General features: G+C 55.9%; 16 protein-coding genes. 7 read left to right on the top strand and 9 right to left on the bottom strand.

Going from position 1 to position 14,835, the window contains the following annotated elements; genetic code table 11:
• Positions 1-26: 26 nt before the first annotated feature.
• Entirely contained in the window at positions 27-1,145 is a 1,119-nt protein-coding gene (locus ACREYP_RS12000) for an S-(hydroxymethyl)glutathione dehydrogenase/class III alcohol dehydrogenase (RefSeq protein ID WP_008459158.1), read from the top strand.
• A 74-nt stretch (positions 1,146-1,219) separates the two neighbouring features.
• On the opposite strand, the gene katG is transcribed toward ACREYP_RS12000, so the two are convergent.
• The 3 genes from katG to ACREYP_RS11985 form a co-directional block, all read right to left on the bottom strand.
• The gene (katG, locus tag ACREYP_RS11995; RefSeq protein WP_008459157.1) at positions 1,220-3,394 is read right to left on the bottom strand and encodes a catalase/peroxidase HPI; all 2,175 of its coding nucleotides are present in this window, start codon (positions 3,392-3,394) and stop codon (positions 1,220-1,222) included.
• A 262-nt stretch (positions 3,395-3,656) separates the two neighbouring features.
• On the bottom strand, positions 3,657-4,214 hold the full coding sequence (gene speG / locus ACREYP_RS11990; protein ID WP_008459155.1) for a spermidine N1-acetyltransferase: 558 nt from the start codon (positions 4,212-4,214) through the stop codon (positions 3,657-3,659).
• A 65-nt stretch (positions 4,215-4,279) separates the two neighbouring features.
• Positions 4,280-4,678, bottom strand: a complete 399-nt coding sequence (locus ACREYP_RS11985) for a DUF1283 domain-containing protein (RefSeq protein ID WP_008459153.1) — start codon at positions 4,676-4,678, stop codon at positions 4,280-4,282.
• A 103-nt stretch (positions 4,679-4,781) separates the two neighbouring features.
• On the opposite strand from ACREYP_RS11985, the gene ACREYP_RS11980 reads away from it, so the two are divergent.
• A complete protein-coding gene (locus tag ACREYP_RS11980; RefSeq protein WP_008459149.1) occupies positions 4,782-5,108 on the top strand; it encodes a YnfA family protein in 327 nt (108 codons plus the stop codon).
• Between the two features lie 78 nt (positions 5,109-5,186).
• Here ACREYP_RS11980 and ydfG read toward each other — a convergent pair whose 3' ends face one another.
• A complete protein-coding gene (gene ydfG, locus ACREYP_RS11975) occupies positions 5,187-5,936 on the bottom strand; it encodes a bifunctional NADP-dependent 3-hydroxy acid dehydrogenase/3-hydroxypropionate dehydrogenase YdfG (protein WP_008459146.1) in 750 nt (249 codons plus the stop codon).
• Between the two features lie 135 nt (positions 5,937-6,071).
• Between ydfG and dcp the strand changes: the two genes are divergently transcribed.
• A complete protein-coding gene (dcp, locus tag ACREYP_RS11970) occupies positions 6,072-8,120 on the top strand; it encodes a peptidyl-dipeptidase Dcp (protein ID WP_336818731.1) in 2,049 nt (682 codons plus the stop codon).
• Between the two features lie 233 nt (positions 8,121-8,353).
• Here the strand turns inward: dcp and ACREYP_RS11965 are convergent, their stop codons facing one another.
• Both ACREYP_RS11965 and ACREYP_RS11960 read right to left on the bottom strand, forming a co-directional pair.
• Complete coding sequence (locus ACREYP_RS11965) at positions 8,354-9,010, bottom strand: methyltransferase (RefSeq protein ID WP_336818730.1); 657 nt, start codon at positions 9,008-9,010, stop codon at positions 8,354-8,356.
• A gap of 98 nt (positions 9,011-9,108) precedes the next feature.
• The gene (locus tag ACREYP_RS11960; RefSeq protein ID WP_008459139.1) at positions 9,109-9,777 is read right to left on the bottom strand and encodes an epoxyqueuosine reductase QueH; all 669 of its coding nucleotides are present in this window, start codon (positions 9,775-9,777) and stop codon (positions 9,109-9,111) included.
• A 102-nt stretch (positions 9,778-9,879) separates the two neighbouring features.
• Here ACREYP_RS11960 and ACREYP_RS11955 point away from each other — a divergent pair, with 102 nt between their 5' ends.
• On the top strand, positions 9,880-10,431 hold the full coding sequence (locus tag ACREYP_RS11955) for an AAA family ATPase (RefSeq protein ID WP_336818729.1): 552 nt from the start codon (positions 9,880-9,882) through the stop codon (positions 10,429-10,431).
• A gap of 32 nt (positions 10,432-10,463) precedes the next feature.
• Here ACREYP_RS11955 and ACREYP_RS11950 read toward each other — a convergent pair whose 3' ends face one another.
• Positions 10,464-10,853, bottom strand: a complete 390-nt coding sequence (locus ACREYP_RS11950; protein WP_008459134.1) for an acyl-CoA thioesterase — start codon at positions 10,851-10,853, stop codon at positions 10,464-10,466.
• Positions 10,854-10,970: 117 nt separating this feature from the next.
• Between ACREYP_RS11950 and ACREYP_RS11945 the strand changes: the two genes are divergently transcribed.
• The gene (locus tag ACREYP_RS11945) at positions 10,971-11,159 is read left to right on the top strand and encodes a YdiH family protein (RefSeq protein ID WP_008459131.1); all 189 of its coding nucleotides are present in this window, start codon (positions 10,971-10,973) and stop codon (positions 11,157-11,159) included.
• Positions 11,160-11,202: 43 nt separating this feature from the next.
• Here ACREYP_RS11945 and ACREYP_RS11940 read toward each other — a convergent pair whose 3' ends face one another.
• The gene (locus ACREYP_RS11940) at positions 11,203-11,826 is read right to left on the bottom strand and encodes a LysE family translocator (protein WP_008459129.1); all 624 of its coding nucleotides are present in this window, start codon (positions 11,824-11,826) and stop codon (positions 11,203-11,205) included.
• Between the two features lie 79 nt (positions 11,827-11,905).
• Positions 11,906-12,769: a LysR substrate-binding domain-containing protein gene (locus ACREYP_RS11935; protein ID WP_166992682.1), complete on the bottom strand. Its 864-nt coding sequence runs from the start codon at positions 12,767-12,769 to the stop codon at positions 11,906-11,908.
• Between the two features lie 88 nt (positions 12,770-12,857).
• Here ACREYP_RS11935 and ACREYP_RS11930 point away from each other — a divergent pair, with 88 nt between their 5' ends.
• Together ACREYP_RS11930 and ACREYP_RS11925 are read left to right on the top strand one after the other, a co-directional pair.
• On the top strand, positions 12,858-13,313 hold the full coding sequence (locus ACREYP_RS11930; protein ID WP_336818728.1) for a multidrug/biocide efflux PACE transporter: 456 nt from the start codon (positions 12,858-12,860) through the stop codon (positions 13,311-13,313).
• Between the two features lie 102 nt (positions 13,314-13,415).
• Positions 13,416-14,834, top strand: coding sequence for an aldehyde dehydrogenase family protein (locus ACREYP_RS11925; RefSeq protein ID WP_336818727.1), 1,419 nt, complete (start codon positions 13,416-13,418; stop codon positions 14,832-14,834).
• Position 14,835 lies beyond the last annotated feature (1 nt).

The following is a 14,835-nucleotide window of genomic DNA, read 5'->3' as shown; positions in this document are numbered from 1 at the left end:
ACACCCCCACCAAAAGGAACAAAACAATGAAATCACGTGCTGCGGTGGCCTTTGGGCCGGGTAAACCTTTGGAAATTGTGGAAATCGACGTTGCGCCCCCGCAAAAAGGTGAGGTGCTGGTGAAAATCACCCACACTGGCGTTTGCCATACCGATGCTTTCACGCTGTCCGGCGACGATCCGGAAGGCGTATTCCCAGCGGTGCTGGGCCACGAAGGCGGCGGCATCGTGGTGGAAGTGGGCGAGGGCGTGACCAGCCTGAAGCCGGGCGACCACGTTATTCCGCTCTATACCGCAGAATGCCGCGAGTGTAAGTTCTGTAAATCCGGCAAAACTAACCTCTGCCAGGCCGTTCGCGCCACGCAGGGCAAAGGCCTGATGCCGGATGGCACCACCCGCTTCTCCTACAACGGCGAGCCAATTTATCACTACATGGGTACCAGCACTTTCAGCGAATACACCGTAGTGGCTGAGATCTCTCTGGCTAAGGTTAATCCTCAGGCGCCGCTGGATAAAGTGTGTCTGCTTGGCTGCGGCGTGACCACCGGCATCGGCGCGGTGCACAACACGGCAAAAGTGAAAGAGGGCGATACCGTGGCGGTATTTGGCCTCGGCGGGATCGGCCTGGCGGTGATTCAGGGCGCGGTGCAGGCTAAGGCCGGGCGAATCATTGCCGTTGATACCAATCCGGAGAAATTCACCCTCGCGCGTGAAATGGGCGCCACCGACTGCATTAACCCGAAAGATCACGAGAAGCCGATTCAGGATGTGATCGTTGAGCTGACCGACGGCGGCGTGGATTACAGCTTCGAATGTATCGGCAACGTGAACGTGATGCGTTCCGCGCTGGAATGCTGCCACAAAGGCTGGGGCGAGAGCGTGATTATCGGCGTAGCCGGGGCGGGGCAGGAAATTAAAACCCGCCCATTCCAGCTGGTGACTGGCCGCGTCTGGCGTGGCTCAGCGTTCGGGGGCGTTAAAGGCCGCACTCAACTTCCGGGCATGGTAGAAGATGCAATGGCGGGCAAAATCAATTTGGATCCGTTCATTACTCACCGCATGCCGCTGAACAAGATCAACGAAGCGTTTGACCTGATGCATGAAGGCAAATCGATTCGCACCGTGATCCACTTCGGCGAAGAGTAAGCAGTAAAAAGGGAAGGCGAAATGCCTTCCCATATAGCGTGAAACCTGGGGAGGCCAAAAGCCTCCCTTTCGTTTTACTGCTGCAGGTCGAAACGGTCGAGATTCATTACCTTTGTCCATGCGGCGATAAAGTCTTTGACGAACTTCTCTTTGGCATCCTGGCTGGCATACACTTCCGCCAGGGAGCGCAGCACGGCGTTAGAGCCAAAGACCAGATCGGCGCGGGTGCCGGTGTATTTTACTTCTCTGCTAAGGCGATCGCGGCCCTCAAACACTTCGGAGTCCGCATCGGCGGCTTTCCACTCGGTACGCATATCCAGCAGATTGACGAAGAAATCATTCGTCAGCTCACCCGGGCGAGAAGTCAGCACGCCGTGCTGGCTTTCATCGTAGTTAACGCCCAGCGCGCGCAAACCGCCGATTAAGACTGTCAGCTCAGGAGCCGTCAGCGTCAGCTGCTGCGCCTTGTCGATCAGCAGCGCTTCGGTTGAGGTGGCATTCGCAATGCGGCGATAGTTTCGGAAGCCGTCAGCGGCCGGTTTCAGCAGCTCGAAGGACTCGATGTCGGTCTGCTCCTGAGTGGCGTCCACGCGCCCCGGCGTGAACGGTACTTTGCTGTGGCTGGCCTTCTCAATGCCTACCACACCGGCCAGCACGATGATGTCCGCCAGCGACGCTTTGCCGGATGCCTTTTGAATTGCTTCAAGCACAGGTAAAGCACGGGCCGCCACGGCGTTCACTTCCCAGCCGCGCTGCGGAGCAAGTGCCAGCCGCGCCCCGTTGGCACCGCCGCGTTTGTCCCCGCCGCGGAAGGTTGAGGCAGATGCCCAGGCCACCGAAACCAGTTCGCTGACGGACAGACCGGAATCCGCAATCGCTTTTTTCAGCGCGTCGATATCGGCGCTGGACGGCGCGTGGGTAGCTTTCGGCAACGGATCCTGCCAAATCAGATCTTCTTTTGGCACTTCCGGGCCGATGTAGCGCGCTTTTGGCCCCATATCGCGGTGCGTCAGTTTATACCAGGCGCGGGCGAAGGCTTCGTTGAAGGCCTGCGGATCGTTCAGGAAGCGGCGAGAAATTTTCTCGAACTCTGGATCGAAGCGCAGTGTCAGGTCAGTTACCAGCATCGTTGGTTTGCGTTTTTTGGACGGATCAAACGGATCGGGGATGATATCCGGGCCGTTGGTCGCCTCAAACTGAATGGCGCCTGCCGGGCTGCGGGTTTGTACCCAGTCGTAGCCGAACAGGTTTTCGAAGAAGTAGTTGCTCCACTGGGTTGGTGTTTGCGTCCAGACCACTTCGAGGCCGGAGGTTATGGCATCCGCGCCGACGCCGCTATTGTAGCTGTTTGCCCAGCCAAGCCCCTGCGCCTCAAGCGGAGCATCTTCCGGGTCTGCGCCAACGTGGGTGGCGGCTGCAGAGCCGTGGGTTTTACCGAGCGTATGGCCCCCGGCAATCAGGGCGACAATCTCTTCGTCGTCCATCCCCATGTTGCCGAAGGTGGCGCGAATAGCAGGCGCTGCGGAAAGCGGGTCGCCGCTGTGCTCAGGGCCTTCCGGGTTGACGTAAATCAGACCCATTTCGGTCGCACCGAGCGGAGCCTGTGCCAGAGATTCCGGGTGGCGGTGCTCAAGCCACTCTTTCTCTGCCCCCCAGTTAACGTCGAGATCTGGTTCCCAGACATCTTCGCGCCCGGCACCAAAGCCGAAGGTGCGGAAGCCCGCATTTTCCAGCGCCACGTTACCGGCGAGAATAATCAGGTCTGCCCAGGAAATTTGCTGACCATATTTTTGTTTAATGGGCCAAAGCAGGCGACGGGATTTATCGAGGCTGACGTTATCCGGCCAGGAGTTAAGAGGCGCAAAACGCTGTTGACCGCGTCCGGAGCCACCGCGACCGTCGCGGGAGCGATAGGTTCCTGCACTGTGCCACGCCATACGGATAAAGAGACCGATATAGCTGCCCCAGTCGGCAGGCCACCAGGATTGAGAATCCGTTAACAGCGCTTTGATGTCGCCTTTCAGGGCGTAATAATCGAGTTTGCTAAATTCTTTGCGGTAGCTGAAGTTTTCATCCAGCGGGTTGGAGCGATTGGAGTGTTGATTCAACAGGTCGACGCGCAACTGGTGCGGCCACCAGTCCTGGTTGCTGGTTCCCTCGCCGGCAATGTCCGTGCTCTGGCCGTGGTTAAATGGGCACTTTCCTGCGCTCGCTGAGGAAGCATTGTGTAAGTCAGTAGAATTGCTCATTTTGCTCTCCGTTATATGTATGCCCGATAACGATAATCTGTACGATCAATAATTAATATCTGGATGGGCCTACGAATTTGATAGCCGTTGCCTTTTAAACGCAAAATTTTACAGCCCTATTATTTTAGTTCTGATTGAGTGGTTTGCAGGAAAAACCCGTCTGATTGTCTGGAAAATAGACGAAGCGCAAGAAGGCTGGCGGGAGAAACAGGGAAGGACAGATGAATGCTCACGCAGGGCGGCATTCATCTGTGAAAAGCGGTTACTGAGCCGTCGGCTTCAGCAGGGTTTTTTCCGGGGTTTTCTGCGCCAGGAACTGCTGCTGGAAGATGCACATCCGAATGGCATCGCGGTACTGGCCGTTAATGAAGAACTCGTGGATCAGCTCGCCTTCCACGATAAAGCCCAGTTTTTTATAAATATGTACCGCTTTTTCATTCTCTTTATCGACAATCAGGTAGAGCTTATAGAGATTGAGCACGGTAAAACCGTACTCCATGGCGAGTTTGGCCGCGCGCGAGGCGAGCCCTTTGCCCTGGAACTCCGGCGTGATAATTATCTGAAACTCCGCCCGGCGGTGGATGTGGTCGATTTCGACCAGCTCAACCAGCCCGGCATTCACGCCGTTGCAGTCGATGACAAAGCGGCGCTCGCTCTGATCGTGAATATGTTTGTCATACAGGTCAGACAGCTCCACGAAGGCTTCGTAAGGCTCTTCAAACCAGTAGCGCATGACGCTGGCGTTATTGTCCAGCTGGTGGACGAAGCGGAGATCTTCGCGCTCAAGCGGGCGAAGACGAATAGGCAGTTCGTTACTCATAGCAAATCCTTGCGCTGATGATGGTGAGGCTTCTTAAGCAGAAGCCTCGTTTGAGAGGGGGACTATTATGGATTGATCGCGCGGCCGGTGCGGCGATCCAGGCAGCGCAGGGTGTTCGGCTCCCAGTAGGCGTTCACGTTGGCGCTCTGCTGGCATTTGTCGAAGGTATCCTGGGCGGCATCTTGTTTGGCCCAGTCTTTGTCCCCGCGCGCCGACTCACGGTCGAACACTTTTTCGTTATGGCGGTTGATCTTCTGGCGCAGGGTACGGGTGTCATTCCACTGCTCTTTTTCTTCCGCTGCGCGCTGGCGGGTCAGGGAGTTCTCCTGACCACCGACGCCGTTCGTTCCGCCCGGAACAACGATTACGTTAGTATCGGCCTGGGTTGGCATAGAAACCATGAATGCAGCTCCCAGCAAGGCTAACGGCATCCATGACAAAGACTTACGAAGGATTGAGTTCATTGCGATTTCCTTTTTAGTTTAATAAAACTAATCATATCATTGAGGCTGATTCGCGCCTAATGTCAGAGTTAGTGGGCATCATTATTACTGAAGAAAAGACAATATGATCAAAACAACGTTGCTATTTTTTGCCACCGCTTTGGCGGAGATTATTGGTTGTTTTCTGCCCTGGCTATGGCTTAAACGCAACGGCTCTCCGTTGTTATTGCTGCCAGCGGCGCTGTCGCTGGCGATTTTTGTCTGGCTTTTGACGCTGCATCCGGCGGCCAGCGGGCGCGTCTATGCGGCCTACGGCGGGGTTTATGTGGTGACGGCGTTGCTCTGGCTGCGCGTGGTCGACGGCGTGAAGCTCAGCGTTTACGACTGGACCGGAGCGGCCATTGCTTTCTGTGGGATGCTGATCATCGTTGCTGGCTGGGGCCGGGCCTGATCGCTCCGCATTTTAGCGTGCCGTAAGATGAAAAAACGGGGCTGCAAAGGCCCCGTTTCACTATGACTTTCGCCAGAGTTACCCTTCGCGATGGACACTCAGACCGGCAAACGTCTGGCTGACCGGCATCATTTCCAGGGTGTTGATGTTGACGTGTTTCGGTAACGTCGCCACCCACCAGACGGCTTCGGTAACGTCTTCCGGCGTCAGCGCGTTGGCGTTTTCGTAGGTTTTGCCGGCTTTGTCATCGTCGCCCTTAAAGCGCACGTTGGAAAACTCGGTGCCGCCCACCATGCCCGGTTCGATGTCGGTCACGCGAACGGCCGTTTTATGCAGGTCGGTGCGCAGGTTCAGGCTGAACTGGCGCACGAAGGCTTTGGTCGCCCCGTAGACGTTGCCCCCGGCGTAAGGCCAGCTGCCCGCGGTGGAACCGATGTTAATAATGTGGCCGCGATTGCGCTCGACCATGCCCGGCAGCACGGCGCGGGTCATATAAACCAGGCCTTTGTTGTTGGTGTCGATCATGTTTTCCCAGTCATCGACGTTGGCTTTATGCGCAGGCTCCATGCCCAGCGCCAGCCCGGCGTTGTTGACAAGGATATCAATCTGTTGCCAGTCGGCCGGCAGGGAAGCCAGCGCTTCTTCTATTGCCGCGCGATTGCGCACATCCAGCTGCAGCGTAAACAGGTTGTCACCCAGCTCTTCTTTAAGCTCGAGCAGGCGTTCCTGACGGCGGCCGGTGGCAATAACCTTATGGCCATTCTTAACGAAACGGCGGGTAATGCTTTCACCAAAGCCCGCGGTAGCACCCGTAACCAGTACAATCATCTCTCTGTTCCTCAACGCTTTTGTCCGGCACTACCTTAGCACGCTAACGGGCCACGGTAATCTTAGTTTTTCTTTTAAGAAACGAAGCTAAATGCGCTATAACTAACCCACATTTCAGGTCACCGGGAGTAGAGGATGTTGCAGAGCAACCCGTTTTTCCAGCCGAGTTTATTGCCTTATCAGGCCCCGCATTTCGACGAGATAACTAACGACCATTACCGACCGGCTTTCGATGAAGGTAAGCGCATCAAGCGTGCAGAAGTCGCCGCCATTGCCGGTGATCCGGCTGAGCCTACGTTTGAAAATACTTACCTGGCGCTGGAGAAAACCGGTGCGATGCTGGGCCGCGTGACTACCGTGTTCTACGCCATGACGTCGGCGCACACCAGCGATTTCCTGCAGCAGCTTGATGAAGAGTTCTCCACCGAACTGGCTGAGCTTGCCGATGAAATTCGCCTGAACGATACCTTATTCGCCCGGCTGAATCGCGTTTATCAGCAGCGCCACGACCTCAATCTGGATGCGGAATCCCTGCGGCTGGTGGAGGTGACCTGGCAGTCGTTCAAGCTGGCGGGCGCCACGTTAAGCCAGCAGGATAAAACGCAGCTGAAAGCGCTGAACAAAGAGAGCGCCCAGCTCACAAGCCAGTTCAATAATCGTCTTCATGCGGCGGATAAAGCCGGTGGTCTGGTGGTTGACCACGCTGAGGCGCTTAACGGCCTGACCAGTGCGGAAATTGCGGCTGCGGCGCAGGCTGCGGCTGACAAAGGCCTGCCGGGTAAATGGCTGCTTCCGCTGCTGAATTTTACCCAGCAGCCGGCTTTACAAAGCCTGAGCGACCGCGCCACGCGAGAAGCGCTCTTTGAGGCTGGCTGGACGCGTGCCCAGCGCAACGATGCGAACGATACTCGCGCCATCGTCGCTCGCCTGGCTACGCTGCGGGCTGCACAAGCTCAGCTTTTGGGCTTTGAAAACTACGCGGCCTGGAAAATGGCCGACCAGATGGCCAAAATCCCCGATGCGGCGCTGCGCTTTATGCGGAACATCGTCCCTGCGGCCACCGGGCGGGCGCGCCGCGAACTGAAAGACATTCAGGACGTTATTGATGCCCAGAACGGGGGATTCCAGGCCACGGCATGGGACTGGCAGTTTTACGCCGAGCAGGTGCGTAGTGCGAAGTACGATCTCGATGAAGGGCAGATTAAACCGTATTTTGAACTCAACGGTGTGCTGACTAACGGCGTATTCTGGGCCGCCAGCCAGCTCTTCGGGCTGCGTTTCGTGGAACGTTTTGATATCCCGACTTACCACCCGGATGTGCGCACCTGGGAGATTTTTGATAACGATGGGCGCGGCATGGCGCTGTTCTACGGTGATTTCTTCGCCCGAGACAGCAAAGGCGGCGGGGCGTGGATGGGGAACTTTGTCGAGCAATCCACGCTGTTTGACGCCATGCCGGTGATCTACAACGTATGCAACTACACCAAACCGGCCAGCGGCGAGGCTGCCCTGATTTCATGGGACGATGTCATAACGCTGTTTCACGAGTTCGGCCATACGCTGCACGGCCTGTTTGCTACCCAGCGCTATGCGAGCCTTTCGGGGACCAACACGCCGCGAGATTTTGTGGAGTTCCCTTCGCAAATTAACGAGCACTGGGCGAGCCATCCCGAGGTCTTTGCCAATTATGCCCGGCATTACCAGACCGGTGAGCCAATGCCGGAGTCGCTCCGCAGCAAACTGTTCCGCGCCGCGCAGTTTAACAAAGGCTATGACATGACCGAGCTGCTGGCGGCGGCGCTGCTGGACATGAACTGGCACAGCCTGGCGCCAGACACGGCTATTGATGATGTGGCGCGCTTCGAAGCTGAAGCGCTGGAAAAAGAGCACATCAAGCTGGCCGAGGTGCCGCCTCGCTACCGCAGTAGCTATTTTGCCCATATTTTTGGCGGCGGCTACGCGGCGGGTTACTACGCCTATATCTGGACGCAAATGTTAGCGGACGACGGCTATCAGTGGTTTGTGGAGCAGGGCGGGCTCAGCGCCGCAAACGGCCAGCGCTTCCGGGAAGCGATTCTCTCAAGAGGTAACAGCAGCGATCTGGAAGCGTTGTACCGCGACTGGCGAGGGCACGATCCGCACAGCGAACCGATGCTGAAAAACCGCGGGCTGGCGGAGCAATAATGGCAAAGAAAGCGCTCTCACTAGTGTAGCCGCAGTGAAATCGCACTTAACGCAAACTGCAAAGCCCTGATTTGCGTTAAGTGCCTTAAAAATCAAACAGAATATATCCGTGCAATGTCCAGGGTTGCTGGCTATAAATTTCAAACCTGCTCGGGAAAATGCAGGGTACTTCTGGGTTACTTTGAACGATTACGGGGCCTGATCGATGTCGGCAGGCTCCCGGATTTTCCCTCTTAATCGCGGCGTCCGCTGGCGGTAAATAACGCGACTGTACCTTCAATTTTTACGTCGACCCGTTCGAATCTCGCGGTCAAAACATCCCTGAGCAGTCCTGCTGAATCCTGCCGATTAGAAAAGATCCCTTTCTTGTTATAAACGTTCATTAGCTTGCGGCCAAAAGCATTGTGCGCCACGCCTTCACCCAGAATCGTCGCGCCAAAGAGCGTGCCTTCTGTTTTAAGTGCACGGGCAATGTTATCTATCGCCAGCGCTTTGTCGTTTAGCGAGCCGGGCAGGCAATGCAGTAAATAGAAAAGTGAGATGGAGTCAAAACGATCGTGCCAGCTCTGCGGCAGGGGGTTAAAAACGTCATGCTGCAGATGGTCTTTGATACTGTGGCCCGCTTTCGCCGAGGCCGCCTGCAGGCTGCTGGTGTTCAAATCCATCAGGGAAAGTTCAACGGTGGCAGGCAGGTGAGGCAGGTAATAGCCCGTTCCCACGCCGATATCCAGATGATTTTCGCCGGTGTGGGCCTTGAAATGGGGGAGCAAAACGGTGTCTGTCGGGCAACGCCAGGCGTACTGATTTGAGATCTTTAACACCCACCAGTCGTAAAGTTTTAGAGTGATAGGGTTGTAAGCCCTGACGCCAGCGTGAGTATTATTTTGCATAGTTCCCTCTGGTAATAATTTAAAGAGGAAATTAAAACAGCTGCCCTTACTACGGGCAACCGTTAATTAATGCAAAAATGTGTCAACCATTCAGTGGGTTAAGCCTGAGATGACTCGTCGTCCTTGCCGTAGAACAGCTTGCCGATTTTAATCATCGGCCGGTTATTGGCTTTCCGGTGCAGGTTGGTGTCGCGCAGGGAATAGACGCAGCCGCAGTATTCCTGCTGGTAGAACTGTTCGCGCTTGCTGATTTCAATCATGCGAGCGGAGCCACCCTGTTTGCGCCAGTTGTAATCCCAATAGCTCATGCCTTCATAAGGCGCGGCGGCGCGGTGCCCGCAGTCGTTAATCTGCTGCATGTTTTTCCAGCGGGAAATCCCCAGCGAACTGCTGATGACATTAAATCCGTGCTCATGGGCGTAAAGTGCGGTACGCTCGAAACGCATATCAAAGCACATGGTGCATCTCACTCCACGCTCCGGCTCCCACTCCATCCCTTTCGCACGCTCAAACCAATTATCGGTATCGTAATCCGCATCCACAAACGGCACGCCGTGCTGTTCCGCAAAGCGAATGTTTTCATCCTTGCGCAGTAAATACTCTTTCTGCGGGTGAATGTTTGGGTTGTAGAAGAACACGGTGTATTCGATACCGGACGCGTGTATGGCCTCCATGACTTCACCCGAGCAGGGGGCGCAGCAGGAGTGCAGCAGCAGTTTCTTCTCGTTGTTAGGCAGATTCAAAACCGGCCGGATAAATTCTTGCATGCGGGTGATCCTAAGTCTTATTCACTTTTTTGCCAGAGGGTAGCAGGAACGAGGGCGTGGAATCACCATAAATCAGTAAAGAAAATAATGTTTGGGAGGTTTATGAACAATATTCAGGTGAAACGTGTGGTGCTTACCGGCGGGCCAGGTTCCGGGAAAAGTACCCTCATTAATGAGCTCAAACGCCGGGGTTTTGATTGTCAGCCGGAGGCCGGGAGGAGCATTATTCAGCACCAGCAGCAAATTGGCGGGCACGCCTTACCCTGGCAGGATCCTGCGGCATTTGCTGAGCAGATGCTTGGGTGGGAAATGCGCTCCTGGTATGGCGCAGACGAAAAACAGACTTATTGTTTTTACGATCGCGGCGTGCCGGACATCCTGGGTTATCTCACCCTGATGCAGTTGCCCATTCCCGATCATCTGTTGGAAGCCGTTAGACGGTTTCCCTACCATTCTGATATTTTCCTGGCACCGCCCTGGAAGGCTATTTATGCCGGGGATGCAGAAAGAAAGCAGAGCTGGGAAGAGGCGGTGCAGACGGCTGCAATCATGGCTGACACATACGGCAAGCTGGGGTATCGGATAATCGTGTTGCCGGAGGAGAGCGTGGAGTGGAGAACAGATTACATCCTCCAGGCGCTGAAGGAAGGCTAGCGAAGAGCACGGTTGCCCTTCGCTAATCGATGTTAAAGCTGTTCCAGTGCGTTCAGTACGGCTTCCGGCATGGAAGGGCGGCCATTGGCCAGGCAGGTGGCGACAAACGTCGCTTCGGCATAAACCACGCCATCAACTTTGATCTGCTGCGCGAAGTTCACGCGGTTGCGTTTTTCGTTGCGCTCAAGCTGGCAGGTGACCTCAACGTTGTCGCCTTTCTGCAGGCTCTTACGAAAGCGCAGGGAGTACTCCAGCACCATGTAGAGCTTGCCCTGGCGGAACTCTTCCTCGATATCAATACCGAGCGCCTCGCGCATGTAGGCGTGGCGCGTCCACTCCATGTAAAACGGATAGTACAGGCCGTCGACTACGCCCTGAAAATCAATATGGCTTTCATCCACTTCATAATGCTTAGAAAACATGTTTCAGTCCTGATGTTGTTATAAAAGTTAAGCGCCAGAAATCCTGCTCTGGCTGTTTTTTGAACAGCGCGTTGGTGGTACAATACTGTCGATTTCACAACCCAACAGAGGATTACCATGGACACCGAGATAACCCCAACCACCTTAGCGTTTGAATTCCTTCGTCGTGAACAAGAGCAGTTAACCCCCGCGCAATTCCTGATCCGCCTGCAGCAGCTCAAGCTGGAGTTTGCCGATCTGCTGGGTTTAACCCACCTCGAACTGCGTGAAGAGATTTTCCATGCGCACCGGTTGGGGATTCACTGATCCCACTCTGTCTGAGCCACCGCTTGCGGTGGCTTTCTGTTTTTTAGCGTGAGAAGAAAATCAGCTTCAGCCCCAAAATCCCCATCACGCCGCCCGCTAAGCGGTCAATCACAGTTTTAAAACGCAGGTAGGCATTGCGCGGTTTCTCGGAAGAGAGCACCAGCGTGACAATTGAATACCATCCCGCATCAATCACAAAGCACAGCACCGGCAGCACGACGTAGTAGAATGCCGGGATCTCGCGCGGCAGCAGCGCGGTAAAAATACTGGCAAACACGACGGCGGTTTTCGGGTTGCTCAACTGGGTGAACAGCCCGTCACGGAAGGTAGCTATCATGCTTTTATCGCTTTTTCCCACGGCGCCCACGTGCAGCGGCTCGCGAGAGTGTTTGATTATCTTATAAGCCAGCCACAGCAGATAAAGCCCGCCGGCTATCTTGATCCCGGTATAGGCCACCGGCACCGCCAGCAGAAAAGCCTGTAAACCCAGCAGCGCCATCAGCGAAAATGCCGCCGCCCCGACGCCGGTTCCCAGCGCGGTCACCAGCCCATGCGCGCGTGAACGCGCTACGGCATTTTGAGCGACATAAACAAAGCTTGGGCCGGGGCTCATGGCGCCCAGCGCGATGGTGGCGGTAATAGCAAAAAGGGGAGTGATAACGCTCATTTACGGGATCCTGTTGGTGGAATAACGTTTTTTAACCTGAAAGCCGTGCGGGTGACAACCGCAAGTGTGTGCCGAGTTATTACCGCCGCTCGCGTAGTCGGTCGATCAACCAGCGGCCAGCCGGGCCGGGCGGCGTTTTGTTCGACCAGGCGACATCCACCTCAAGATTTTGCGGCCAGCCTTCCACCTTCAGCGGCTTAAGCACGCCGTGCCCAAACTGGTTAACCAGCCAGCTCGGCAAAATTCCCCAGCCAAAACCCTGTTCCGCCATCTCAAGCAGCAGCAGTAAAGATGGGGACGACCAGATAGGGCCGCGTGCGGCGACCTTACCGGGGCGCACAAAGGTTTTAAGCACCAGTTGCCGCACGGTATGTAGCTCATCCATCCGCACCTCTGTCTGCTTCGCCAGCGGGTGATCGCGATGAATAAAAATGGTCATTTCTGCACCAACTTGAAGGCGGGCAACGGTGATATCCGGCGGGTAACTCTCCTGAACCCGCAGGACGCCGACGTGGGCGCGGCCAATCTGCAGACTATCAATCACGTCTTCATCCTCAGCAATAATGCATTCAAATTCGATGTCCGGGTAACGCTCGGAAAACTGCTGCAGGATGGATTCGTGGTGGGCGGTTTGCCACATGTCGGAAAGCACAAACGTCAGGCGCGGCTCGACGTTGTCCGCCAGCCTGACGGAAACTTCATCCAGCCGCTCGCTGGCGGCAAAAATAGCCTGTACATAGGGCAAAACGCGCTGCCCGTGCGGGGTAAGCGTGGGCTGCCTGGCGTGGCGATCGAACAGCGTCACGCCAAGGTCAGCTTCCAGGTTGGCAATAGCGCTGCTGATGGTGGACTGGCTCTTTTTCAGCTTGCGTGCGGCGGCGGAAAAAGAACCCGTTTCAACGGCCTGTAAAAAGGCTTCCAGTGATTCCGGGGAGTAACGCATAAACTATCGCTTTTATCGATGGCTGTTAGCTATATTATATCAATAATTGCGATGATAATGGCGACCTTGTGAAAAAGGAGTCATCAAAATGAAATCGCAAAACAACAGAAGCCTGTCTGAGCGCATTGTGCATGCCGTCGGCTTCGAGGCTATCGCCATCGGTATCTGTGCGCCAACCGCCGCCTGGCTAATGAACAAACCGCTTTTCCAGATGGGTGCGCTGGCTATCATGCTGTCCACCGTCGCGATGGTCTGGAACATTATTTACAACGCCGGGTTTGATAAATTTTACCCGCCGTCACTCAAGCGTGGTATGGGCTTGCGCGTTGCGCACGCGCTGGGCTTCGAAGGGGGCTTTATTCTGATTGGCCTGCCGCTTGCCGCCTGGATGCTGAATGTCACGCTGCTGCAGGCGCTGATGGTAGAGATTGGTTTCTTCCTGTTCTTCCTGCCGTACACCGTGGCTTATAACTGGTGCTACGACTGGCTGCGCGCCAGACGCTTTCAGAGCGTGGCCAGCAGAGAGATGAAAAAGCAGTCCTGATTTGCAGGATTGTGCAAGCATCAAACAGGATTGCGCTACAGGAAAACGGCCGCGTTCGACGACACTTTAAGTCGTCAGACACAACCCCCTGGAGCGCAATAAATGAAAACCATCGACACCCTCTATATTAACGGTCAGCACGTCACGCCCCACGGCGCTGAGGTGCTGACCTTAATTCATCCCGTCAGCGAACAACCTGTCGCTCAGGTTCGCCTGGCAGACGAAGAAGACACCCGCCTCGCCATTGCTGCGGCAAAAGCCGCATTTCCGCAAATGCGCCTTTCCAGCCGCGAACAAAGAATGATTTGGCTGCAGCTGCTGCACGACGCCGTGAAAGCGCGTGAAGACGAGCTGGTGGAAACTATGGTGGATGAATACGGCTGCCCGATAGCTTTTGCCCAAAGCACCGTGGCTCGCTCGTACAACAGCTTCCTCCAGGCAATCGATCTGCTGAAAGACTACTCTTTTGAATCTCTGGCGGGGATGGCGAAAGTGGTCATGGAGCCGCTGGGCGTGGTGGGGCTCATTACCCCCTGGAACGCTAACTACGGCTTTATCGCGGGCAAACTGTCGATGGTGATTGCCTCCGGCAGCACAGCGGTTATCAAGCCCAGCGAGCTCAGCGCCCGTCAAACGGAGATCATCACGGAATGCCTGCATGCCGCCGGGCTGCCCGACGGCGTGATTAATATCGTCACCGGCCTGGGCAATGTGGTTGGGGCGGAAATCACGCGCCACCCGGACGTGGCTAAAATCTCGTTCACTGGCTCAACGGCGGTGGGCAAAACGATTGCCCGTGACGGGGCGGCAACCATGAAGCGCGTCACCCTTGAACTGGGCGGCAAGTCTGCCAACGTGCTGCTGGACGATGCCGATCTCGATACCGCTATTCCGCTGGCGCTGCAGGTCATGAGCTGGAACAGCGGCCAGGCCTGTATCGCAGGGACTCGCCTGCTGGTGCCAGAAAGCAGGCTGGCCGAGGTCAAAGCGCAAATTCTCAAACATCTGGCTATTCTGGTACCAGGCAACCCGCGGGATCCGAAAACCAACATCGGGGCCGCCGTGACCGCCCGGCAGTACCAGCGCGTGCAGGAGTATATTCGTAGCGGGATTGCCGAAGGGGCGGAGCTGCTTTGCGGCGGAGAAGGGCGTCCCGAGGGGCTGGCCAGCGGTTACTTTGTGAAACCGACGGTGTTTGTGAACGTTCGCAACGACATGACCATCGCCCAACAGGAAATTTTTGGCCCGGTGCTGTCGGTGATTACCTACCGCGATGACGCCGAAGCTGTGCAGATCGCCAATGATACGGTTTATGGCCTGCAGGCCTACGTTAGCGGGAAAGATACTGTGCGCACGGCGGCCGTTGCCCGGCAGCTTATCGCGGGGCGCGTGTTCGTCAACGGCGTTTATGACGAACCGCTCGCGCCGTTCGGCGGTTTTAAACAGTCCGGTCTTGGCCGCGAATTTGGCACTTACGGGCTGGAAGCGTATCTTGAACCCAAAGCCATCATGGGGCAGTAAT

The sequence above is a fragment of the Enterobacter sp. TMH.L2 genome, assembly GCF_050847315.1.
Taxonomy (GTDB): domain Bacteria; phylum Pseudomonadota; class Gammaproteobacteria; order Enterobacterales; family Enterobacteriaceae; genus Cedecea.
The sequence above is the reverse complement of the archived record's forward strand: the minus strand, read 5'-3'. Positions and strand labels throughout refer to the sequence as shown.